This is a genomic window from Erwinia sp. 009765445, from assembly GCF_058137865.1.
In genome coordinates this window covers 22366-45413 of record NZ_JBYUWC010000002.1, presented here as the reverse complement: position 1 = coordinate 45413, position 23048 = coordinate 22366, and the positions used below count along the sequence as shown (strand labels likewise).

Annotated in this window: 19 protein-coding genes; 9 read left to right on the top strand and 10 right to left on the bottom strand. The window is 54.1% G+C overall.

Annotation, left to right across the window (positions count from 1 at the left end; all coding sequences use genetic code 11):
• Positions 1-48: 48 nt before the first annotated feature.
• Positions 49-321, bottom strand: a complete 273-nt coding sequence (locus AC3Y5R_RS02260) for a putative hemolysin (protein WP_489919963.1) — start codon at positions 319-321, stop codon at positions 49-51.
• Between the two features lie 182 nt (positions 322-503).
• On the opposite strand from AC3Y5R_RS02260, the gene AC3Y5R_RS02255 reads away from it, so the two are divergent.
• The 3 genes from AC3Y5R_RS02255 to AC3Y5R_RS02245 all read left to right on the top strand — a co-directional run bounded on the left by AC3Y5R_RS02255 (position 504) and on the right by AC3Y5R_RS02245 (position 5171).
• Positions 504-1160 carry an MgtC/SapB family protein gene (locus tag AC3Y5R_RS02255; RefSeq protein WP_489919962.1) on the top strand — a complete coding sequence of 219 codons (657 nt, stop codon included), beginning with the start codon at positions 504-506 and terminating at the stop codon, positions 1158-1160.
• Between the two features lie 143 nt (positions 1161-1303).
• A complete protein-coding gene (gene nifJ, locus AC3Y5R_RS02250) occupies positions 1304-4825 on the top strand; it encodes a pyruvate:ferredoxin (flavodoxin) oxidoreductase (protein ID WP_489919961.1) in 3522 nt (1173 codons plus the stop codon).
• Positions 4826-4883: 58 nt separating this feature from the next.
• Positions 4884-5171 carry a putative quinol monooxygenase gene (locus AC3Y5R_RS02245; protein WP_489919960.1) on the top strand — a complete coding sequence of 96 codons (288 nt, stop codon included), beginning with the start codon at positions 4884-4886 and terminating at the stop codon, positions 5169-5171.
• 57 nt (positions 5172-5228) lie between these two features.
• Here the strand turns inward: AC3Y5R_RS02245 and dbpA are convergent, their stop codons facing one another.
• The gene (dbpA, locus tag AC3Y5R_RS02240) at positions 5229-6608 is read right to left on the bottom strand and encodes an ATP-dependent RNA helicase DbpA (RefSeq protein ID WP_489919959.1); all 1380 of its coding nucleotides are present in this window, start codon (positions 6606-6608) and stop codon (positions 5229-5231) included.
• A 406-nt stretch (positions 6609-7014) separates the two neighbouring features.
• On the opposite strand from dbpA, the gene AC3Y5R_RS02235 reads away from it, so the two are divergent.
• On the top strand, positions 7015-7872 hold the full coding sequence (locus AC3Y5R_RS02235) for an undecaprenyl-diphosphate phosphatase (RefSeq protein ID WP_489919958.1): 858 nt from the start codon (positions 7015-7017) through the stop codon (positions 7870-7872).
• Positions 7873-7938: 66 nt separating this feature from the next.
• On the opposite strand, the gene ttcA is transcribed toward AC3Y5R_RS02235, so the two are convergent.
• The 3 genes from ttcA to zntB all read right to left on the bottom strand — a co-directional run bounded on the left by ttcA (position 7939) and on the right by zntB (position 10412).
• The gene (gene ttcA / locus AC3Y5R_RS02230; RefSeq protein ID WP_489920156.1) at positions 7939-8832 is read right to left on the bottom strand and encodes a tRNA 2-thiocytidine(32) synthetase TtcA; all 894 of its coding nucleotides are present in this window, start codon (positions 8830-8832) and stop codon (positions 7939-7941) included.
• Between the two features lie 164 nt (positions 8833-8996).
• The gene (gene ynaL / locus AC3Y5R_RS02225) at positions 8997-9149 is read right to left on the bottom strand and encodes a proline-rich small protein YnaL (RefSeq protein WP_489919957.1); all 153 of its coding nucleotides are present in this window, start codon (positions 9147-9149) and stop codon (positions 8997-8999) included.
• Between the two features lie 279 nt (positions 9150-9428).
• Entirely contained in the window at positions 9429-10412 is a 984-nt protein-coding gene (gene zntB / locus AC3Y5R_RS02220) for a zinc transporter ZntB (protein WP_158781552.1), read from the bottom strand.
• A gap of 338 nt (positions 10413-10750) precedes the next feature.
• Between zntB and bglF the strand changes: the two genes are divergently transcribed.
• From bglF to AC3Y5R_RS02205, 3 genes are all read left to right on the top strand, one after another.
• Complete coding sequence (bglF, locus tag AC3Y5R_RS02215; RefSeq protein WP_489920155.1) at positions 10751-12640, top strand: PTS beta-glucoside transporter subunit IIABC; 1890 nt, start codon at positions 10751-10753, stop codon at positions 12638-12640.
• 20 nt (positions 12641-12660) lie between these two features.
• Entirely contained in the window at positions 12661-14052 is a 1392-nt protein-coding gene (locus AC3Y5R_RS02210; RefSeq protein ID WP_489919956.1) for a glycoside hydrolase family 1 protein, read from the top strand.
• Positions 14053-14291: 239 nt separating this feature from the next.
• The gene (locus tag AC3Y5R_RS02205; RefSeq protein ID WP_489920154.1) at positions 14292-15611 is read left to right on the top strand and encodes a carbohydrate porin; all 1320 of its coding nucleotides are present in this window, start codon (positions 14292-14294) and stop codon (positions 15609-15611) included.
• Positions 15612-15651: 40 nt separating this feature from the next.
• On the opposite strand, the gene licT is transcribed toward AC3Y5R_RS02205, so the two are convergent.
• The 3 genes from licT to AC3Y5R_RS02190 form a co-directional block, all read right to left on the bottom strand.
• Positions 15652-16515, bottom strand: a complete 864-nt coding sequence (gene licT, locus AC3Y5R_RS02200; protein WP_489919955.1) for a BglG family transcription antiterminator LicT — start codon at positions 16513-16515, stop codon at positions 15652-15654.
• Between the two features lie 162 nt (positions 16516-16677).
• The gene (locus AC3Y5R_RS02195) at positions 16678-17007 is read right to left on the bottom strand and encodes a hypothetical protein (protein ID WP_489919954.1); all 330 of its coding nucleotides are present in this window, start codon (positions 17005-17007) and stop codon (positions 16678-16680) included.
• 152 nt (positions 17008-17159) lie between these two features.
• On the bottom strand, positions 17160-18776 hold the full coding sequence (locus AC3Y5R_RS02190; RefSeq protein WP_489919953.1) for a peptide ABC transporter substrate-binding protein: 1617 nt from the start codon (positions 18774-18776) through the stop codon (positions 17160-17162).
• Positions 18777-18961: 185 nt separating this feature from the next.
• On the opposite strand from AC3Y5R_RS02190, the gene mpaA reads away from it, so the two are divergent.
• Positions 18962-19669 carry a murein tripeptide amidase MpaA gene (gene mpaA / locus AC3Y5R_RS02185; protein ID WP_489919952.1) on the top strand — a complete coding sequence of 236 codons (708 nt, stop codon included), beginning with the start codon at positions 18962-18964 and terminating at the stop codon, positions 19667-19669.
• Here the strand turns inward: mpaA and ycjG are convergent.
• Entirely contained in the window at positions 19649-20632 is a 984-nt protein-coding gene (gene ycjG / locus AC3Y5R_RS02180; RefSeq protein WP_489919951.1) for an L-Ala-D/L-Glu epimerase, read from the bottom strand. The genes mpaA and ycjG overlap by 21 nt on opposite strands.
• Before the next feature lie 163 nt (positions 20633-20795).
• On the opposite strand from ycjG, the gene tpx reads away from it, so the two are divergent.
• On the top strand, positions 20796-21299 hold the full coding sequence (tpx, locus tag AC3Y5R_RS02175; RefSeq protein WP_489919950.1) for a thiol peroxidase: 504 nt from the start codon (positions 20796-20798) through the stop codon (positions 21297-21299).
• Between the two features lie 155 nt (positions 21300-21454).
• Here tpx and tyrR read toward each other — a convergent pair whose 3' ends face one another.
• On the bottom strand, positions 21455-23026 hold the full coding sequence (gene tyrR / locus AC3Y5R_RS02170; protein WP_489919949.1) for a transcriptional regulator TyrR: 1572 nt from the start codon (positions 23024-23026) through the stop codon (positions 21455-21457).
• Between the last annotated feature and the right edge of the window lie 22 nt (positions 23027-23048).

The window sequence follows — 23048 nt, the reverse complement described above, 5'->3', positions numbered from 1 at the left end:
TTTAACGACTTCAGGCCGGTTTCTCCGGCCTGACTGACTACACTGGTGTCAGCGTGCGCAGCTGCCGCTGGCCAGCGCACTTTCACCACAGCGGCGACCGTTAGCTAACTGGCACATCCCGATCGCACTTCCATCCAACTGACGCGAGAGGGCCAAAGTTCCTCCGGCATTCGAGCAGGCGCTTTCAGCGAGGCTGGACATCACCACCCGCGGTGGCGCGTGTGCGGCGGTTGCTTGTTGCGGCGGTTCGTTGTCGGTATCGCTACTGCAGCCAGACAGCAGTAGCGCGGCACCCACAAGCAGAAAGATCGCTGCTTTCATTCAGAAACTCCGGGATTGGTAAACAGGCAGAAAGCCAGCATAAGCTACGAACCAGAGCGGGTCGAGAGCTGTCACGAATATTTACCAAATTAAAAGCAGTAAAATAGCAATAGCTTCTGGTCTTATTTTATAAATAGCCCTGAAGCAGGACTAAACATCACTTTAAAACAAATGGATAGCTTATGTTAATGGATCTTCTTTTGCGGATTGCGCTGGCGGGGGCGCTGGGGGGATTAATTGGCCTGGAACGCCAGTTGAGGGCCAAAGAGGCCGGTCTGCGTACCCATATTCTGGTGGGTATCGGCAGTGCCATGTTTATGATCGTCTCCAAATACGGATTTGACGATATTCTCAGCCAGACCCATATCGGGCTGGATCCAAGCCGCATTGCGGCTCAGGTGGTCAGCGGGATGGGCTTTCTGGGTGCCGGCACCATCATTATCCAGAAACAGGTTGTCAAAGGCCTGACCACCGCTGCCGGATTGTGGGTCACGGCGGCCATCGGGCTGGTCATTGGTAGCGGGCTGTATGAGATAGGGATCTATGGCACCCTGCTGGCGCTGATCGTACTGGAAACTTTCCGTCGCATCAGCCACTGGATCATCGGCCGTCATCACACGCTGGTTTTCCATCTCAAGCCGAAGAGCGTGCCGATGGTGCTGATAGCGCTGGAGAAAGAGCGGGTGCGTACTGGGCAGGTTTCGGTGGTTAACCGGGACGCTGAGTCCGGACTGTGTGAAATGATGATTGATGTGACCCTGTCACGAAAGATTGCCCCGCACCAGATCTACGACTCACTTCTGGAAATAAAAGGCGTAGTGTCGGTAGAAATGCATTAAAAATCGCCAGATTTATCCGCCGGTGCGTTTGCTCCCTGACGACGCACTCAGGTCAAAGTCGTCTCGGGCAGGTTTGCTAAACTTCTAATAACCTCACTGTCAGCATGGCAGTTTCTTCGCGTTATTAAGTTTACGGGCCTTTTATGATTACAACCGACGGTAACAACGCAGCCGCTTCCGTTGCTTTTCGCACCAGTGAAGTCATCGCTATTTATCCTATTACTCCCAGCTCCACGATGGCCGAACAGGCCGATGCCTGGGCCGGTTATGGCCGGTGTAATATCTGGGGTGACGTGCCCCGCGTGGTTGAGATGCAGTCCGAGGCTGGCGCAATTGCCACCGTGCATGGTGCTTTACAGACCGGTGCCCTTTCCACCTCCTTTACTTCATCCCAGGGTTTGCTGCTGATGATCCCAACTCTTTATAAGCTGGCGGGACAACTGACCCCCTTCGTGCTTCACGTGGCGGCGCGAACCGTTGCCACCCACGCGCTCTCCATCTTTGGCGATCATTCAGATGTGATGGCGGTCAGGCAAACCGGATGTGCGATGCTTTCGGCAGGAAACGTGCAGGAAGCGCAGGATTTTGCGTTGATTTCACAAATGGCCGCGCTGAACAGCCGCGTGCCCTTTATTCATTTCTTCGACGGCTTCCGCACCTCTCATGAAATCAACAAAATTGCCCCGTTAAGCGATGAAACGCTGCGTAAGCTGATGCCGCAGCAGGCTATTGACCAGCATCGCCAGCGCGCGCTGACGCCGGACAATCCGGTGATACGCGGAACCTCTGCTAATCCGGATACCTATTTCCAGTCCCGTGAGGCAACCAATCCCTGGTACAACGCCACTTTTGCCCACGTTGAGAAAGCGATGGATGATTTTGCGCAGGAAACGGGGCGGCGATACCAGCCTTTCGAGTATTACGGTCACCCCCAGGCCGAAAGAGTCCTTGTGCTGATGGGATCGGCTTCGGGGACCTGTGAAGAAGTGATCGATGAGTTGCTGAAACGCGGTGACAAAGTGGGTATGGTCAAAGTCCGGCTGTTCCGGCCCTTCTCCGCCCGCCATTTGCTGGCGGCAATCCCACACTCTGCCAGGAACATTGCCGTGCTCGACCGCACTAAAGAGCCAGGCGCTCAGGCAGAACCGCTGTTCCTTGACGTGATGACCGCGCTGGCCGAAGCCTGGAGTCTGGGTGAGCGGGAAACGCTTCCCCGTGTTATCGGTGGCCGTTACGGTCTCTCTTCGAAGGAGTTCGATCCCCGCTGTGTACTGGCGGTGTTTAACGCCCTTGCGCAACCCTCACCGCCGCCGCGCTTTACGGTGGGTATTTATGATGATGTGACCCATCTGTCCCTGCCACTGCCGGACGAAACTCTGCCTTCCCATGCTCAGCTTGAGGCACTGTTTTACGGGCTGGGCAGCGACGGCAGCGTCTCAGCCACCAAGAACAACATCAAAATCATCGGCAACGCCACGCCGTTGTTTGCCCAGGGCTATTTCGTTTATGACTCCAAGAAAGCCGGGGGGCTGACGGTTTCCCATCTGCGCGTCAGCCAGCAGCCGATCAACTCCGCTTATCTTATTGAGCAGGCCGATTTTGTCGGCTGCCATCAGCTACAATTTATCGATAAATACCAGATGGCGGAGAAGCTCAAACCTGGCGGTATTTTCCTGCTGAATACCCCGTACGACGCCAATGACGTCTGGCACCGGCTGCCACAGGAAGTGCAGAGCGAACTGCGTCAGAAACAGGCCCGACTGTTCGTGGTCAATGCTGCGAAGATAGCCCGTGAATGCCAGTTGGGCGCACGTATTAACACAGTCATGCAAATGGCCTTCTTCCATCTGACCCAAATCTTGCCCGGCGATATTGCGCTGACTGAGCTGCAGAACGCCATCGCCCGCAGCTACAGCAGCAAAGGTCAGGAACTGGTTGAGCGCAACTGGCAGGCGCTGGCTGCCGCACTCAAGGCTGTGCAGCCGGCAGAACTACAGGAGGTGGACACGCAAAGCCCGCATCGCCCGCCGGTTGTGTCCGATGCCGCGCCGGATTTTGTCAAAACAGTCACGGCGGCGATGCTGGCCGGACTGGGCGATGCCCTGCCGGTTTCCGCTCTGCCACCAGATGGCACCTGGCCGGTGGGCACCACCCGCTGGGAAAAACGCAATATCGCCGAAGCGATCCCCATCTGGAAGCCAGACCTGTGTACCCAGTGTAACCACTGCGTGGCGGCCTGCCCACACTCGGCAATCCGCGCCAAAGTGGTTCAGCCAGACGAACTGACGGATGCCCCATCGGCGCTGCAGTCGCTGGGCGTAAAATCCCGCGACATGAAAGGCCAGAAATACGTGCTGCAGGTGGCACCGGAAGACTGTACCGGCTGCAATCTGTGCGTGGAAGTCTGCCCGGCCAAAGACCGCCAGGATCCGTCGGTGAAAGCCATCAATATGCTGCCGCGCCTGGAGCATGTGGAAGAGGAGAAAATCAATTACGACTTCTTCCTGCAGATGCCGGAAATCACTGCGGCTGAGCTGGAACGCATCGATATCCGTACCTCGCAGCTGATCACCCCGCTGTTCGAATACTCCGGAGCCTGTTCCGGCTGTGGCGAAACACCCTATATCAAGCTGCTGACCCAGCTGTACGGTGACCGCCTGCTGATAGCCAACGCGACCGGTTGCTCCTCAATTTATGGTGGCAATCTGCCCTCCACACCTTACACCACCAACGCGGAGGGACGAGGACCGGCCTGGGCTAATTCACTCTTTGAAGACAATGCAGAGTTCGGGCTGGGGTTCCGTCTGACGATGGATCAGCACCGTAAACGTGTGAGCCGGTTACTGGATTCTCTGGCCGATCGCCTGCATGGCCAGCTGGCAGAGGAACTACAAAGTGACACTGTAACCTTTGATCGCCAGCGTGAATTGATTGCCGGGTTGCGGTCCACACTTTCTGCGGATAGCAGTGAAGAAGCCCGACAGCTGGTTGCCAGTGCCGATGCGTTGGTCGACAAATCAATCTGGCTGATTGGCGGTGACGGCTGGGCTTATGACATCGGCTTTGGCGGACTGGATCACGTGCTGAGCCTGACTGAGAATGTCAATATCCTGGTGCTGGACACGCAGTGCTACTCCAATACCGGTGGTCAGGCTTCCAAGGCTACCCCACTGGGCGCGGTGACCAAGTTTGGAGAGCACGGGAAGCGTAAGGCCAGGAAAGATTTGGGCGTTAGCATGATGATGTACGGCCATGTGTATGTGGCGCAGATTTCGCTGGGGGCGCAGCTGAACCAGACCGTCAAGGCCATTCAGGAGGCTGAAGCTTATGATGGCCCGTCGCTGATCATTGCTTACAGCCCGTGCGAAGAGCATGGCTACGACCTCGCACTCAGCCACGATCAGATGCGTCAGCTGACCAGCAGCGGCTTCTGGCCGCTCTACCGCTTCGATCCACGTCGTGCCGAGGAGGGTAAAGTTCCCCTGTCGCTGGATTCGTGCGCGCCGTCCAGTGAGCTGGAAATGGCACTGATGAACGAGCAGCGTTTCCGCCGGTTGAATGCGCAACAGCCTGAAGTGGCGAAAAAATTGTGGCATGATGCCAGTGAACAAGCTCAGCGTAATTATCAGCGTCTGGCGCAGATGGCCGGAAAAGCAGAGAGCTGAAGAACGTTGAACAGGCCGGATTCTGGCCTGCCTGCCAAAGGTGATAAAGGAGAACAGCATGACCGATAAAAACGTTCGTATCGTGGCGAAGTTTATCGCCAGAGCCGGCAAAGCCGATGAGTTGAAGAAAGTGCTGAATGCCGGGGTGAAGCCAGCCCGCGCGGAAGAAGGCTGTCTGCATTACGATCTGTACCGCAGCGTGGAAGATGGCAACGTATTCCTGTTCCATGAGACCTGGAAAGACGCGGCAGCCGTCGATTTCCACGGTGACCAGGCACACTTTAAAACGCTGATGGCAGAGTCTGAGCCGCTGCTGGCACAGCCGGCAGAAGTGATAAAGATGTGATTTGAAGCTAAAAAAAGGCCAGATTCTCTGGCCTTGTTTTTTTGCTGGTCAGTCAAACTATTTCAGCAGACGTGCCCGGCAGGATTTACCTTTGATTTTAACCTGTTGCAGCTGCTTCATTGCCTGACGGGCGCTGTCGTGACGGATAGCCACGTACGCCTGAGTTGCCGCAATATCAATTTTACCAATCGCATCACCGCTCAGACCGGCCTCTCCGGTCAGCGCACCGAGAATATCCCCCGGACGAATTTTCGCTTTCTTGCCGCCGTCAATGCTCAGCGTTGCCATTTCAGCCAGCAGCGGCTGGGGCCTGACCGCTTTCAGCGCCGAAACGCCATCCCAGCTCAGCTTCTGAGCCAGGAACTCTTCCAGCGCATGAGCACGCACCATCTCATCAGGCGCGACGAAGCTGACCGCTGACCCTTCTGCACCGGCACGGGCAGTACGACCAATGCGGTGAACGTGTACTTCCGGGTCGAAAGAGAGCTGATAGTTCACCACCATTGCCAGCGACTTGATATCCAGCCCACGGGCCGCGACATCCGTAGCCACCAGCACCCGGCAGCTGCCGTTAGCAAAGCGGATCAGCACCTGATCGCGGTCACGCTGCTCCAGATCGCCATGCAGCGCCAGCGCGCTGATCTGACTGTTCTCCAGCGTGTGGGCAATGTCGTCGCATTCACGTTTGGTGTTACAGAACACCACGCAGGACGATGGCTTCTGCTCACTGAGTAAACCAATCAGCGCGGGCAGCTTCTCACGGGCGCTGGCTTCATAAAACTTCTGCTCAATCGCCGGCAAATCCGAAACAACGTCGGTTTCCACGGTCAGCGGATCGCGTTGAATACGCTGGCTGATCTTCGCAATATCCTGCGGCCAGGTCGCGGAAAACAGCAGCGTCTGACGTGATGCCTGGCAATGACCAATTACCGTATCAATATTATCGCGAAAACCCATCTCCAGCATCCGATCCGCCTCATCCAGCACCAGTGTTTTCAACTGGTCCAGCTTCAGCGTCTCACGCTTCAGGTGATCAAGGATACGGCCAGGAGTGCCCACCACGATGTGCGGCGCATGCACCAACGAGTCCCGCTGAGCGCCCATTGGCTGCCCGCCGCAAAGGGTAAGAATCTTGATGTTGGCGGTAAAGCGCGCCAGACGACGCAGCTCTTTAGCCACCTGATCGGCCAGCTCCCGGGTCGGGCACAGCACCAGCGACTGGGTGACAAACTGAGTGGCATCAATGCGCTGCATCACGCCAAGCCCGAAGGCTGCTGTTTTGCCACTGCCGGTTTTGGCCTGCGCGCGCACGTCACGCCCTTCCAGAATAGCCGGCAGCGCCGCCGCCTGGATCGGGGTCATGGTGTGGTAGCCAAGCTCGTTCAGATTATCGATCTGGCTGGCAGGCAGTGAAGTCAGGGTTGAAAAAGTGGTCACAAATTACTCTCTGAGAAAACCGGAGGGAGGATTGTGGCAGAGTGTAGCAGAAAACCGTTGCCAGCCGTTACAGGCACGGGCGGTTTTCTCCCGGGATGGCCATAAGGCCACAGAGAGAATGTGCAGAACAGGCCGGGTTGTTTAATTATTGCTGCGATAATGCCCTTTCCTTAAATAAACCTTAAACAGAATTTAAATTAACGTTAAGAATGGGTTTAAATGCAGCAATTGAATTTTAAAACTTAAATGAATGACACCTTGTAACCAGGGAAAGAAACAGAAACATACTTCTTTGTATTTAAGAATTAACTTATGAGTAAGAATTTATTGCTGTGATAATCTTTCATTGCATTTCTGCAGCAGGTTTATTTTCGTCTTCAGCTTTTTTTAATAAAGGGAGTACGCCGTGAGTTTTTTCCATGTACTGTTGCTTGCTGTTGTTCAGGGGCTGGCCGAACTGCTGCCCGTTTCCAGCTCGGCGCACGTGATTATGACAGAAAAGTTACTGGGACTGGACCCCAGCGCACCGGACATGACACTCCTTCTGGTGATGTTACACACAGGAACCATGTTTGCCGTCATTGTTTATTTCTGGAAAAGTTGGGTGGAGACTTATTTCAGCTCAGGTCAGGCTTTTAAAAAGAACGCAATATTAATTATCCTTGCGACGCTCTGTACCGGCATTGTCGGCCTGATATTAATGAAGACAATTGAATCTTATTATGCGAAAATCCATCCCGGTTTCCAGATTGAAATGTTATTTGGCAACAGTACCCTGATTGCCTGCGGTTTGCTGGCAGCAGGGATCCTGATTATTGTTTCTTCTAAACTGAAAGAAAAGAAAGACGGCGAATTAACGCTGAAAAGCGCGGCAATTATTGGTGTGGTTCAGGGGCTGTGCCTGCCCTTCCGGGGTTTCTCACGCTCCGGGGCAACAATTTCTGCCGGGCTGTCGGCCGGTGTTGCCCGCAAGCGTGTGGAGGAGTTCAGCTTCGCACTGGCCGTGGTGCTGACTCCGGCAGTGATCGTGAAAGAAGTTTATCGGGTTTACAAAGACGGTCAGGCTGCCGCGACATCCGGAGCGGAAGCTGCGACCGGAGCAATGCACGGCGTAGTGGTTCCTTCTCTGATCGGTATGGTATTCAGTTTCCTCGCGGGACTGCTGGCACTGCGCTGGCTTTCTCGCTGGCTGGAGCATGACAGATGGCACCTGTTTGGTGGCTACTGTATTTTCGCTGCGGTGATGGTTTACTGGCTGGGATAATCTGACTGACCAAATAAAAAGGCCGCTGCATATCAACCTGCAGCGGCCTTTTTTAATCTGTTCGGATCAAATATTGGCGACGTTAATGAAGAGAGACTCGTCAATATTGGTTGAAGAGACCGTTGCCTCGCTAAAGGCATATTCCGCCCTGTCTCCGGTACGGTCCAGCGGCAGCTGTTCGAAATCAAACAGGTTTTTATCAGCCAGCTGGCTTGGGCTGACATGCTGCAGGGATTTAAACACGCTTTCCACGCGGCCCGGATCCTTACGGTCCCATTCTGTCAGCATCCCTTTCACCGCCTGGCGCTGCAAATTCTCCTGAGAACCACAAAGATTACAGGGGATAATCGGGAAGTCTTTCTGTTCCGCATAGCGGATCAGATCTTTTTCACGGCAATAGGTCAGCGGCCTGATCACCACGTTACGTCCATCATCTGAACGCAGCTTGGGAGGCATTGCCTTCATTTTCGCGCCGTGGAACATATTCAGGAACAGCGTCTCAACGATGTCATCCATATGGTGACCCAGTGCAATTTTGGTCGCGCCAATTTTTTCAGCAAAGGAGTACAGCGTTCCCCTGCGCAGGCGGGAACATAATCCGCAGGTTGTCTTGCCTTCCGGAATCTTCTCTTTCACCACAGAATAAGTGTCTTTATCCACAATATAATAAGGGATATCAAGACTGCTGAGATAGGCTGGCAGAATATGCTCCGGGAAGCCCGGCTGTTTCTGGTCCAGATTGACGGCAATCACCTCGAAATGAATCGGGGCGGCTTTTTTCAGACTGAGCAGAATGTCCAGCATGGCAAACGAATCTTTGCCGCCGCTCATGCAGGCCATCACCACATCGCCCTCTTCGATCATGTTGTAATCGGTGATGGCATTGCCGACGTTACGCCTCAGGCGCTTCTGCAGCTTATTGAACTCGAGGGTGTCTTTTCTTGTATCTTCTTGATTCATCATATTTAAATTTGAAGAATGCACGGATGCAACCTGTACCTGACTGATTTCGGGCAATTATACGTTTTTTTAGAAAAGGTTGAAACAGAGTGCGCCCTGTCGGACGGTGGTGAAGGTATCAACTGGCCGGTTGGCAGCCTTACCTGCCAACCGGCTGAGTATTCTTACATATGGGGTGGTGGGTCAAGGATCGGATCCGGATCGGAGGGCGGCGGATCGGGCATCGGTTGTGGTGTCGGGATGGGCTCGGGGATCGGAACAGGTTCGGTGGGGATCTCAGAAGCTCGTGGAGTGTCCATTTTCATGGCTGAATTCATGTCTTCCTCCTCTTTTCTGGCATGAACCTTAAGCATAGGCACGCTGGTCAGTGCTGGCAAATGCACAAAAAAAAGCCGGTAATCACCGGCTTGTACGAATCAAATGTGCTATGCAGTAATTCAAAAAAGGAAGTAAGACAATATGGAGCGCAACGCCCATCGCTTGACGTTGCATTCACCTGCGAAAAAGAGTTTGCCTCAGCTGTGACGGGTTTTTATTGATGTTGATCAGCTTTAAGGCCCCTTTTACGCCCTTTCCCATAATGCCTGCTGTACTTCCTATAACCATTTACGTCGCCTTAACCACCACGCAACACCCAGCACCAGTAGTACTAACAGTAAGCAGAATGCGCCAAAGCCATAGTGCCAGCCTCCGCCCGGAATGCCGCCAAGGTTGACGCCAAACAGCCCGGTCAGGAAGGTGGTGGGCAGAAAGACCATCGCCAGTAACGACATTGTGTAAGTGCGTCGGTTCATCGCTTCCGCCATGACGGTGCTGATTTCGTCGGCCAGCACTGCCGTTCTCGCCACGCTGGCATCCAGATCGTCCAACCCACGCCCTAACCGGTCGGAAATATCCTGCATACGACGGCGATCATCATCACTCATCCAGGGCAGGCGCTCACTGGCGATACGGGAAAATACGTCGCGCTGCGGAGCCATATAGCGACGCATAATGATTAGCTGCTTGCGGATCAACGCCAGCTCTCCTCTTGGCGGCACCTGCTGGTCCACCACGGCATCCTCAAGATCGATAATTTTATCATGCAGCTGCTCAATAAATTCACTGGTGTGATCGGTCAGTGCATCGCAAACCTCCACCAGCCAGCTTCCGCCATTCACCGGCCCATTACCGTTTTGCAGGTCGGTCAGGACTTCATCAATCGCGAAAACTTTGCGCTGACGGGTGGAAACAATCAGCCTGTCGTTAATAAATACGCGGATCACCACCAGCTGGTCCGGACGTGACTCGCTGTTCAGGTTCACGCTGCGTAGCGTAATCATGGTGCCGTCACCCAGACGGTTCACGCGCGGACGCATGCTGTCGCCGCCCAGCGCATCCCGCACCGCGTCAGGCAACAACGGAGTAGACACCAGCCAGTCTGCACTTTCACGGTGGGTATAATTCAGGTGCAGCCAACAGGGCTTATCGCAGTGAATCACATCTTTATCGTCAATGGGAATTAACCCACCTTTGCCATCAAGCTGGCAGGAAATTATGGCGTCCGATATCTGTAGATCTTTACCTTCAATGACGTCCACAGCCACTCCGCATTTAATATTATCAATATGATGCAGTCTAGCCTGAGCCTGAGCCGATGCAAAATGGGCTTGTGAACGATAACCGTTAAAAAACGTATCAGTCTGCAAATAAAACCAGATCCGGCTCACGAATTACACATCCTCCTCACACCATTTCTTGTTATTTCCCGGCCAGTAAGGAAATATTCTCCCAGCTTTGAGGATTGTGACTGTTTAATCAGGCAAAACCTAAACCGCTTCTTTCCCCCTTTACGGGGCGGAGATAAGCGGTTTAGGTTTTTTTTTGGTCGTTATTCAGCCATCCCGTGCTGAAACTGAGGTTCGAAGGAGTGAAAATGATGAAATATCAGCAGCTGGCCCGGCAGATCCTGACGGGAGTGGGTGGCAGGGAAAACATACAGTCGGTCGTACATTGCGCCACACGCCTGCGTTTCCGGCTGAAAGACTCACGTAAAACAGATTCGGGGTTAAAGCAAAACCCGGATGTCATCACCATCGTGGAAAGCGGCGGCCAGTACCAGGTGGTGATTGGCAATCACGTCGGTGAGGTGTATCAGGCTTTGCTTAGTGAGGGCGGTCTCAGCGACGGTGACAATGCAGACAGCGACTCACCGGCAGAAAAACAGACTCTTTTTGCCCGTTTTATTGACATCGTTTCCGGGATATTTACCCCCTTTATCGGGGTGATGGCCGCTTCCGGTATTCTCAAAGGCCTGCTGGCTCTGGCGATGGCGCTGGGCGTGCTGAACGAGCAGAGCGGCAGCTATAAAACCCTTTTTGTCGCCAGTGACGCCCTGTTCTATTTTCTGCCTGTGGTGCTGGGGTACTGCGCGGGAAAAAAATTTGGCGGCAACCCGTTTGTCTGCATGACAATTGGTGCCGCACTGGTGCATCCGGTGATGCTGGAGGCCTTCAGCAAGGAACAGGCAGGCCAGGCGCCGATGCACTTCTTGGGCGTGCCGATTATCCTGATCAACTACGCCTCTTCGGTGATCCCGATAATTCTGGCTGCCTGGGTTTCCTGCCTGATTGAGCGTCTTCTCAATCCCCGCCTTCCGGGAGCGATCCGTAACTTCACCACCCCACTGGTCTGTCTGGCCATTGTGGTGCCGCTGAGTTTTCTGCTGATCGGCCCGGTTGCCACCTGGCTGAGCCATCTGCTGGCTAATGGCTATCTGTGGGTTTACGGGCTCAGCCCGCTGGTAGCCGGACTGTTTGTTGGTGGCTTCTGGCAGGTTTTTGTCATTTTCGGCCTGCACTGGGGGCTGGTGCCACTGATGATCAATAACCTCAGTATTTACGGGCAGGATTCAATGTTGCCACTGCTGCTGGCCGCTGTAATGGGCCAGACCGGAGCCACACTGGGGGTTCTGTTACGTACCCGCGACGAAAAATTAAAGGGGATTGCCGCTTCTGCTTTCAGCGCCTGCTGGTTCGGGATCACTGAACCGGCAGTCTATGGTGTCACCCTGCCTGCCCGTCGTCCGTTTATCTTTGGCTGCATCGGTGGCGCGCTCGGCGCGGCAATTATCGGTTTCTGGCAAGCCAAGGTTTACTCCTTCGGCCTTGCCAATATCTTCACGCTGTTCCAGACGGTGCCCAATAGCGGGATCGACGCTACGGTGATTGCCGCTTTTACGGGGTCATTACTGGCATTCGTGGTAGGGACAGTCGCCACGTATTTCTTCGGCCTGCCCGCTGAGAAGGCTGCTGCGCTGGTGGCAGAAGCGAAAGCCTCCAACTCTGAACCCGAAGCCAGTTCCCTGCTAAAAACGCTGACGATGAACAGCCCGATGTCAGGCCAGGTGATCCCGCTGGAAGAGGTTCCTGACCAGACGTTCGCCAGCGGCCTGCTGGGTAAAGGCGTCGGGATTGTCCCCACTGAAGGTCGTGTGGTTTCACCAGTTAACGGCTGTGTTGCCTCTCTGTTCCGCACCGGACACGCTATCGGGCTGCTGGCAGATAACGGCGTGGAACTGCTGATCCACGTGGGGCTGGATACCGTCAAACTCGGGGGTGAATACTTCACCATTCACGTTACTCAGAACCAGCAGGTTCGCTGCGGTGATCTGCTGATTGAATTTGATATGACGGCCATCAACCGGGCGGGCTATGACCTGACCACCCCCATTATTGTCAGTAACACCGATGATTATCTTGAAGTTCTCCCTGCCAGCAGGCAGACAGAAGTGCAGGAAAATACGCCGTTGCTGACGCTTTTCGTTTAATTTTGCTCAAGGAGATGATTATGATTCAACGTTTTCCGGACTCATTTTTATGGGGCGGTGCCGTGGCGGCCAATCAGGTGGAAGGAGCCTGGCAGGAAGGAGGAAAAGGCCTGTCGACTTCAGATCTTCAACCCAAAGGTATCTTTGGTGAGCGGGCAGAACGTCAGCCTGGTGATTACGGCATTAAAGATGTTGCCATCGATTTCTATCACCGTTATCCGCAGGATATTAAGCTATTCGCTGAGATGGGCTTTACCGTGTTGCGCACTTCCATCGCCTGGACACGTATCTTTCCCAACGGAGATGAAACAGAGCCTTGTGAGGCAGGTCTGGCCTTTTATGATCGACTTTTTGATGAGATGCAGAAATACAACATCACGCCAATGGTGACCCTCTCCCATTATGAAATGCCCTGGGGCCTGGTAAAAAACTATGGTGGCTGGGGCAATCGTAAAACCATCGGCTTTTTTGAACACTATGCACGCACGGTTTTCGAACGCTACAAAGATAAGGTGAAATACTGGCTCACCTTCAACGAAATCAATATGTCGCTGCATGCCCCGTTCACCGGAGTTGGCCTGCCTGAAGAGAGCAGTAAACAAGCGATCTATCAGGCTATCCATCATCAGCTGGTTGCCAGCGCCCGCGCGGTCAAAAGCTGTCACCAGATTGTTCCGGATGGGAAAATTGGCAACATGCTGCTGGGCGGCCTGCTGTATCCGCTGAGCTGCAAACCGGCCGATATGCTGGAAACGCTGCAAAAAAACCGGGACTGGTTGTTCTTTGGTGACGTGCAGGTTCGCGGTTATTACCCGGCTTATATGACCCGTTTCTTCCGCGAACAAGGAATCCAGCTTGAAATCAACGAGCAGGATAAAGCCGAGCTGCGCCAGCCGGTCGATTTTATCTCCTTCAGTTATTACATGACGGGTTGCGTAACTGCCGATGAAAATCATCAACAGCTGCGCGGCAATATCCTCGATATGGTACCGAACCCGCACCTGCCAGCTTCAGAGTGGGGCTGGCAGATTGATCCACAAGGTCTGCGCTTGCTGATGAACGAGCTGTACGATCGTTACGAGAAGCCCCTGTTTATCGTGGAGAATGGCCTGGGCGCCCGCGACAAAGTGGAGGCCGATGGCAGCATTAACGACGACTACCGTATTGCCTATCTCAACGACCACCTGGTGCAGGTACGTGAAGCGATTGAGGACGGCGTGGAGGTCTGGGGTTATACCAGTTGGGGGCCGATCGACCTGGTCAGCGCCTCGCAGGCTCAGCTCTCCAAACGCTACGGCTTTATCTATGTCGATCGCGATGATGACGGCCAGGGCACGCTGGAGCGTAAACGCAAAAAAAGTTTTTACTGGTACCAACAAGTTATTCAGTCGAACGGTGCTTCATTAAAATAATGCCTCTCTGAGGGCAGTTCCCTGCCCTCATTATTATTTAAACACGAAACTGGCTCCGGGAATTTATCCTGCAAGGCCACTTATAACTATAAGCTTTAAGCAAGGAATAAATGATGGAACGGATCTCACATTATTTTTCAGAAATAAAGGACATCTTGTGTCCAGAGAACAACACTCACCTTTTAACTGAGCGAAATAACCGAAAGTTTTTGAAGTTAACCCGCACCAGCGCAATTATCATGTTTTTGTTCGCCGGAAACGTGACGGCTTCTGCCCCTGAGTGGAATGGCACCGCACTGGGCTTTACGTCGCCAGAAAAAGGGCTGCTCGGTGATATGTTGGGAGTCAGGCCGCTGCTGGAAAATAATGGTTTCTATTTTAACCTCGGTTATTTAAGCCAAATCGCTTATAACAATTCCGGAGGGTATAACCCCGACCATCACACCGCTTATATTGATCAGGTTGCGCTGACCTTTCAGCAGGACCTGGAAGCACTGACCGGTATTCCCGATGCTAAAATAGAGGGAAATATCGTTAACCGAAACCATGATGACAGCCTGACAACCCGACGTCTGCAGGATACCCGCGTGGGCATTAACGATCTGGCGCAGGAGAGCTCCGGTTCAGGCTCAATTACGCGGCTGGGCTGGCTGACATTTTCCCGTAGCTTTGACGACCAGCGTCTGCACTGGCGCATTGGGATGATGAATAAGGTGCAGGACTTCGATCAGATTATGCCCTGCGATTTTCAGCTGCTCTCCCAGTGCGGCGGCAAATCGGCTAACTCGCTGACGTGGTATAACTGGAATATCCATTATTGGGGCACCACTTTGCAGTACAAGCTGACCAGTGAGCTGACGCTGAAAGGCGGCGTTATGGAGCAAAACGCCTCTGCCACCTCGCGCAGACAGGCCTGGAATACCTCATCCAAAGGCACCCGAGGTTTCCTGCTGCCCGTCGAACTGGAGATGAAAACGCATTTCAACGAGCTACCGGGGATCTACAATCTGGGCATATTGTTTACCAATGCACCCCAGCAGGATCTCTATGCCGGTAAATCGCAGGAAACCGGCGCGGACGATCCGCAGGGTTATCGTCAGCATAACCGCACCTGGTTCCTCTATTCCGGCTTTAATCAGCAGCTCACCCGCCATCAGGATGACGCCACTCGCGGTCTCAGCACATCGTGGAGCCTCGGTCTGGGCGACCAGCGTACCAATCCTCTGCATGTTGCCACTGCGGTTTCGCTGCGCTACAGCGGATTGCTGGATGCCCGTCCGAAAGACTGGCTGGGGCTGGGCTTTTCGTGGATAAAAATGAGCAACAGCTATCGCCACAATCAGGAGACGATAAATCAGCTCCAGGGCGTTGATGACTACAGCAATCCACTGTACCAACCGCTGGCAGGCCATTCGGTCAATGCCGAACTCTATTACCGGATACATGCCACCAGCTGGCTGCAGCTTCAGCCAGGCCTTCAGTACTGGCATCGTCCTGGCGGAGTGAAAGAAACTCAGGATGCCTGGGTAACCGGCCTGAAAACAGTAATCACCTTTTGATTAACCAGGACCGGATGGGGCAACCCTGTCCCGGTCCTGCTCAGGCTTCGTCTTCACTCTCTTCCAGCGCCAGCGTCTCTTTTCTCACCCGTTCGATGTGGATGGTCAGAAACATCCGTTCTTCCGCTCCCAGTGCATATGACCAGGTCTTATGCACATGGCTGTCGATCTTCTCCACGCAACGGTAAGCCTGTGGATAGCGGCTACGGACCACGTCATGCAAAGAATCATCATCGCTGTACACACCGCGTTTACCGAGCATCCGCTGGGCAAAAAACTTCAGATGGGTCACAAAGCGGTTGTAGCTGAGAGAGTCCGGCTGATAGTCAATTTTCAGCTGGTATCTGACGATATCGAGGATCTGCTGCATAAAGCCAGTAATATGCATCACTTCAGGCATATTGCTGTGCAACTGAGCGTTAACCAGATGCAGGGCAATAAAGCCGGCTTCGTCCTGCTCCAGACGGATGCCCAGCCGTTTTTCGATAATATCGAGGGCGCTGAGGCCAACGGCATACTCATGCGGATAGAGCGTGCGGATCTCCCAGTTAAGAACGTTGCGCAGAGGGATATTTTCACGCTGGCGCTGCAGCGCGAAATTGATGTGATCGGTCAGGCCAATCGCCAGACTCTCATGCAGATGACCGGTAAGCTCCTGTTTCGCCAGCGCGATAACACACTCACTGGTGGTAACCACCTCCAGCGGTATTTCAGACAGCAACTCGCTCAGCCGTCCCAGCAGTTCGCGGTTTTGCAGGGCAAAAACTTTTTCCACCGCAGCGGGATCGATGACCTCCCCCGCCTGCTTCTGGAAAGCCAGTCCCCGTCCCATTACGACCTGTTCTTTTTCCTGTGCATCGTGGACGATCGCCACGTTATTGTTGAGCACTTTTATAATTTTCATATCCTGGCCTGAAAATAAAAAAACCTGACCGCCGGAGAGGTCCGACTGCCAGGTTTTGCCTGCAGCGAAGCAGTAACAATCCAGACGCTACAGTAATTCATTCCGCCCTCAGCTCAAGCGTGGGCCGTTGGTTCTGTGACGGCTCTCGAAAATTGCCGACCGTCAGCTCTGCTGCGCGGCTGCACACTTGTTCTGTTCCAGCTGCTTCAACTGACCCATACGTTCATCCGCATGTTTCTGCGCCAGGCTCTTCGCCACGCCGTTGCCGATACCAAAATCGCCAAGGAAGCCCAGTACCGTCAGACCGTCAAACTGTCCGGTCTGATCAATTTTGGTCTGTACCTGTTGCTGGTCAGCAATCTCCTTCTGTACGCCGCTGCAGTCCAGCTGCGTTGACTGCACCACGCTGACCGGTGGAGAGGAAGGATACTGTTTAAGCGCACAACCAGAAAGCAGTAAAACCACAGCAAATACCGAGCAAAACTTAACCATATAACACCCGGGCGCAAGATATGAACGTTAACGGCACCAGTATCCGGCATCGCGTATAAATTGATGCGCAAAGCAACTGCAGTTACCGGTGGTTAATTGACCCATAGCACGCTGCGGCCAAAAGCCCCAGCCCCTGACCGATATTGCGGTAATTATTTATGCCTGAGGATATACATCGTGCGGCTGTAGGCCACATCCTCAGGATTGGTGATTGGATAGCCCTTAACCCACGGCTTGATCAGGCGGCCATTGGTATACTGGTAGAGCGGTGCGATCGGCACCTGATCGGCAATAATCTGCTCTGCACGGTTGTAATCATCGTTGCGCTTTTCGCTGTTGGTTTCACGGCTGGCCTGTTCAATGATCGCATCGTAATCCGCACTTTTGAATTTCGCGATATTGCCGCTGTGGGTTGAAGTAAGCAGGCTGAGGAAGGTCGATGGCTCATTGTAGTCGCCGACCCAGGAAGCGCGGATCACATCAAAGTTGCCGGTGTTGCGGCTGTCGATGTAGGTTTTCCACTCCTGATTCTGCAACTTCACTGTGACCCCAAGGTTTTTCTTCCACATTGAGGCCACGGCAATGGCAATTTTCTGGTTATTCTCCGAGCTGTTATACAGCAGCGTCAAATCCAGCGGATGAGTCGGTCCATATCCGGCAGCGGTCAACAGCGCCTTCGCCTGAGCATTCAGCTCTGCCTGATCGTGCTGCTGGATAAAGTCCGGCTTCGATTTGAAACCAGCCGTCACGTCCGGCGTGAAATGCCAGGCTGGTTTCTCACCCGTTCCCAGCACATTTTCGGCAATGATTTTCCGGTCAATACTCCACGACAGCGCCTTACGCACCCGCACATCGGCCGTCGGGCCTTTGGTGGTGTTAAAGGCGTAATAATATGTTCCCAACTGGTCAGGCGTGTAGACCTCTCCGGGGATCTGTTTTTTCAGCAGGCCGTACATGTTTTTTGGGAAGGATTCGGTGATATCGATATCGTCAGCACGATAGCGTTTCGTGGCGCTGGATTCCTCGTTAATCGGCACGAACGTTACCTTAGTTAACACGCTGTGCGCGTTATCCCAGTACTGGCCATTACGCACCAGCACCAGCTTTTCATTCACCACACGCTCCTGCAATTTATAGGCACCGTTGCCTACCAGGTTTCCAGGCTGGGTCCACTCTTTACCGTCTTTCTCTATGATTTTTTCCGGTACCGGATACAGGCTGAAGTTGGCGGTCAGGCTGACAAAAAACGGCACCGGTTTATCCAGCGTCACTTTCAGGCGGTTGTCATCCAGCGCGGTGACACCCAGCTTATCCGGCGTCATTTCACCTTTGGTGATCGCTGCTGCATTCTGGATACCGGCCAGTTCGGCAAACCAGGCAAACGTTGAACCCACTTTCGGATCGACCAGGCGCCGCCAGCTGTAAACAAAATCGTTAGCCGTTACCGGCTCGCCATTCGACCAGCGGGCATCTTTGCGCAGGGTGAAAATCCAGGTTTTATTGTCAGTAGTCTGCCACTGGGTAGCGACGCCAGGCACGATATTGCCCTTTGCATCCTGATTGGTCAGCCCTTCAAACAGATCGCGGATCACCTGAATTTCTGGCAGGCCTACAGCTTTAGCTGGATCGAGCGAAGCAGGCTCATCTTTGATATGGCGGACAATCTCCTGACTGGCGGCCAGCGGCGTGCCAGGCGGGACATCGGCGGCGTACAGTGAAGCACTGACGGCCAGGGACAGCATGGCCAGCGTGAAACGGTAATTCCTCATCGGCATACCTCAATAAAAGGTCAACGGAACGGGCTTATACCCGGCACTTTAACGCAAATCGTTGATAGGTCAGTAGCATTTTTCGCAACGTTGGCACTCAGAAGGAAAGAACAGTGAGCCGCCCGGCACTTTTTTTCCCCGCCATTTTACGTTAGCTTTAGAAAAACTTTTCCGGAGTGAAACTGATGTCCCTGATTCATCCGCGCCCGCTTCGCGGCAAACTGGATGCAGAAAGTAAAGTCTATGGTGCCAGCGTGCTGGGCGCACCTCTCCTGTGGTTTCCCGCTCCGGCGGCTGATAAAGAGAGCGGACTGATCCTCGCCGGAACGCACGGTGATGAAACAGCCGCGGTGGTCACGCTTTCCTGTGCCATGCGCACGTTGCAGGAGCCGCATCGTCGCCACCATGTGGTGCTGGCGGTAAACCCTGATGGTTGCCAGCTTGGGCTGCGCGCCAACTCTCATGGTGTGGACCTCAACCGTAACTTCCCGGCGGCCAACTGGCAGTATGGTGATACCGTTTATCGCTGGAACAGCGTGGCGGATGAACGTGATGTGTTACTTTCAACGGGTGAGCGCTCAGCCTCAGAGCCAGAGACTCAGGCCCTCTGTGATTTGATTCATCAAATTAAACCGGCGTGGATTGTGACTTTCCATGAGCCGCTGGCCTGTATTGAAGATCCACAGACCAGCGCACTGGGAGAATGGCTGGCGAAAAAAATGGATTTGCCGCTGGTTACTACCGTAGGGTATGCCACCCCCGGCTCTTTTGGCAGCTGGTGTGCTGACCTCAACCTGCCGGTGATTACTGCGGAACTGCCGCCGATCTCCGCCGATGAATCTACGGAAAAATACCTCGGCGCGATGGTGGACTTACTGAGCTGGCAGCCCTGAAAACGTGATCCTGCCGCAGCTGAAAGGCAGCGACGGATCCACATCAACAGCCAGCCAGGTTGGCCCGTCCAGATCAATAAAGCGGGCTGACTTCACCAGCGGCAGTGCGGCGGCAATAGCTCTTGAGGTGCAAAGCATGCAGCCCAGCATCACTTCAAACCCCGCCTCTTTTGCCGCTTCAGCCAGCGCCAGCGCTTCGGTCAGGCCACCGGTTTTATCCAGCTTGATATTGACCATCTCGTAGCGCCCTTTCAGCTTCGGCAAACTTTCTCTTGTGTGGCAGCTTTCATCGGCACAAATCGGCAACGGATGAATAAAATTCTCCAGCGCGGCGTCCTCGCCTGCTGGCAGCGGCTGTTCCAGCATTGCCACTTTCAAATCCGCCAGCAGCTGGCAGCGCGCGGCAAGCCCTTCGCTGTGCCAGGACTCATTGGCATCCACAATCAGCGTCGCCTGAGGAACGGCGGCGCGCACCGCCACCAGGCGTTCAGTGATCAGCGAGTTATCAAGTTTCACTTTCAGCAGCCTCGCGCCGTTTTGCCACAGTGCCAGCGCACTGCTGACCATCGCCTCCGGCGTATCAATTGAGACAGTCTGAGCCATTTCGATAACGGGTGGCTGAGGAATGGCGGTGAGGTGCCACAGGTCGCTGCCGAGTTTTCGCGCCTGAAGATCCCATAATGCAGAATCGATGGCATTTCTCGCAGCACCGGCAGGTAATACCTGCTGCAGCTGCTCACGGGTCATGCCCTGTTCAAGTTCATCAAATAAGGCGGCAATTTGCGCCAGCACCGACGCTTCCGTTTCGCCATACCGCGGATAAGGCGTACATTCCCCCACGCCCCTGATCCCCTCTTCCTCCAGCTCCACTACCACCACTCCGGCCTCGCTGCGGGTACCACGCGCAATCACAAATGGCGTGTGCAACGGCCAGGCTTCCGGGTATACCTTGACTGCTCTCATTAACGGGTCCTTTCAGGAGAAAAAAAAGAAATGCCACCTCAACACCATAGCTATTGCGGCCGCCCTTTGGCAATGCGCTCGTAAAGAAAGGCTTTTTACTGTCCCACTTGCAGAGCATGGCTTACACTCAGTTCAGTGTTTACTGCGCTTATAAGGAAAGATTATGTCACAGACTGTACATTTTCAGGGCAACCCGGTTGCCGTTGCAGGCCAGTTACCGGTGCCGGGCCATGCCGCGAAACCTTTCACGCTGGTTGCCAAAGACCTCTCCGATGTCTCCCTTTCCCACTACGCGGGCAAGCGTAAAGTTCTGAACATCTTCCCCAGCATTGATACCGGTGTCTGCGCCGCCTCGGTGCGCAAATTCAACCAGCTGGCCAGCGAGCTGGATAATGCGGTAGTACTGTGCATCTCTTCCGATCTGCCCTTTGCCCAGTCCCGTTTTTGCGGCTCTGACGGCCTGAGCAACGTGGTTACGCTGTCCACTTTGCGGGGTGGCGAGTTCAAACAGGACTACGGTGTGGCGATCGATGATGGTCCACTGAAAGGCCTGACGGCTCGCGCCGTGGTGGTGCTGGATGATAAAGACAACGTACTTTACAGTCAGCTGGTGAATGAGATTACCACCGAGCCGGATTATGACGCCGCGCTGGCAGCGCTGAAATAAAGCTAACCGCCCCAGGCGTGCATCAATAGCCTGATAAATTTAAAAGCACCGCGCGATGATGTCGCCGGTGCTTTTTTATTAACTGCTGTAAACTAAATTTGCCTGATCCTCAGTAAATCAGGCAATTTCTGTCCACGGTAACGCCGCACGGGTGATTACTGCCCTTCACCCTCGCTTTTCTTCTGACTCAAACCATACTCACGCAATTTATTGGCAATGGCCGTGTGCGAAACGCCTAAACGTTTTGCCAGCTTGCGCGTGCTGGGATAGGACAGGTACAAACGGGTCAGGATTGAACGTTCGAAGCGGCTGGTGATCTCGTCCAGAGAGCCTTCCATCACTTCTTCTCCCAGCGGCAGATCCATCGCGAATTCCGGCAACACAATATCCTGCGGTTGCAACTCATAGCCTTCCAGCTGGGTCAGCGCCCGATACAGCGCATTCTTTAACTGACGTACGTTACCGGGCCAGGTGTAGCGGCTGAGAAAAGCATTCAGTTGAGGTGACAGTTTTGGCCGGGCCACCCCCTGCTCATCCGCAAAGCGGGCAACAAACATTTCGGTCAGAGGCAGGATGTCCTGCGGACGATCGCGCAACGGCGGCAGATTCAGCGTCAGGACGTTGAGACGATAAAACAGATCTTCACGGAATTCGCCACGATGTACCATCTCCGTCAGGTTCTTCTGCGTGGCACAGATCACGCGAACGTCAACGTGGACCTCATGCTCTTCACCCACCCGACGGAAGGTGCCGTCGTTGAGGAATCGCAGCAGCTTGGTCTGCATCCGCGGCGACATCTCACCAATCTCATCCAGCAGCACCGAGCCACCATTAGCCTGCTCGAAGAAGCCTTTTTTCCCTTCCAGCGCGTTCGGGTATGCCCCGGCCGCGTGGCCAAACAGCTCGCTTTCTGCCACATCATCCGGCAGCGAGGCACAGTTCAGCGCAAGGAACGGCTTTTTGCCACGCGCACTGCGCAGATGGCAGGCACGCGCCAGCATATCTTTGCCCGTCCCTGTGTCCCCGACAATCAGCAGCGGCGCATCCAGCATCGCCAGCTTGCGGGCCTGTTCAACAACCTGACGCATCTTCGGCGTGACCGCCACAATATGCTGGAATTCGCTGTCGTCATTCACCGCCAGGTTCTGCAACTGCTGTCCCATTCTCGCGGTGGATTTCAGCATCACTACCGCGCCGACCGGGCTACCGGGCTGCTCATTCTCACCAGCGGCATAAATAGGGGTGATTTCCATCAGGAAGTCGCGGCCCTGGATCACCACGTGATGGGCCTGTGGTTCAATGCGCTCGCTTTCCAGCCAGCGCTGGAAATTGAATCCGGCGATCAGCGCGCCTGCGCCAAAGTTACGCATTTTCTCTTCATTAAGCGAAAACAACGTCTGTGCCGCCGGATTTGCCAGTTCCACCTTACTTTTCAGATCGATAGAAAAAACCGGCTCCGGTAACGCCACCAGCAGTGCGCTCAGTGCCCGGTGCTCCCGTTCGGAAGGCAAAAAAGTCACCGTTCTGACATCTGTCACGCTGGGTATACGGCGGATTTCAGCCATCAGCTGACTGAACTGATCAAACTCAATGGGGGAGAAATTCAGGTAGATGCGCCCGATGGGGGCAATTTCAATACCGCGCAAATCAATGCTTCTTTCCACAAGGAGATCAAGCAGTTCGCGGGTCAGACCTAGTCGGTCCTGGCAAAAAACTTCCAGACGCATGCGTAGCAACCTTCATTCATAA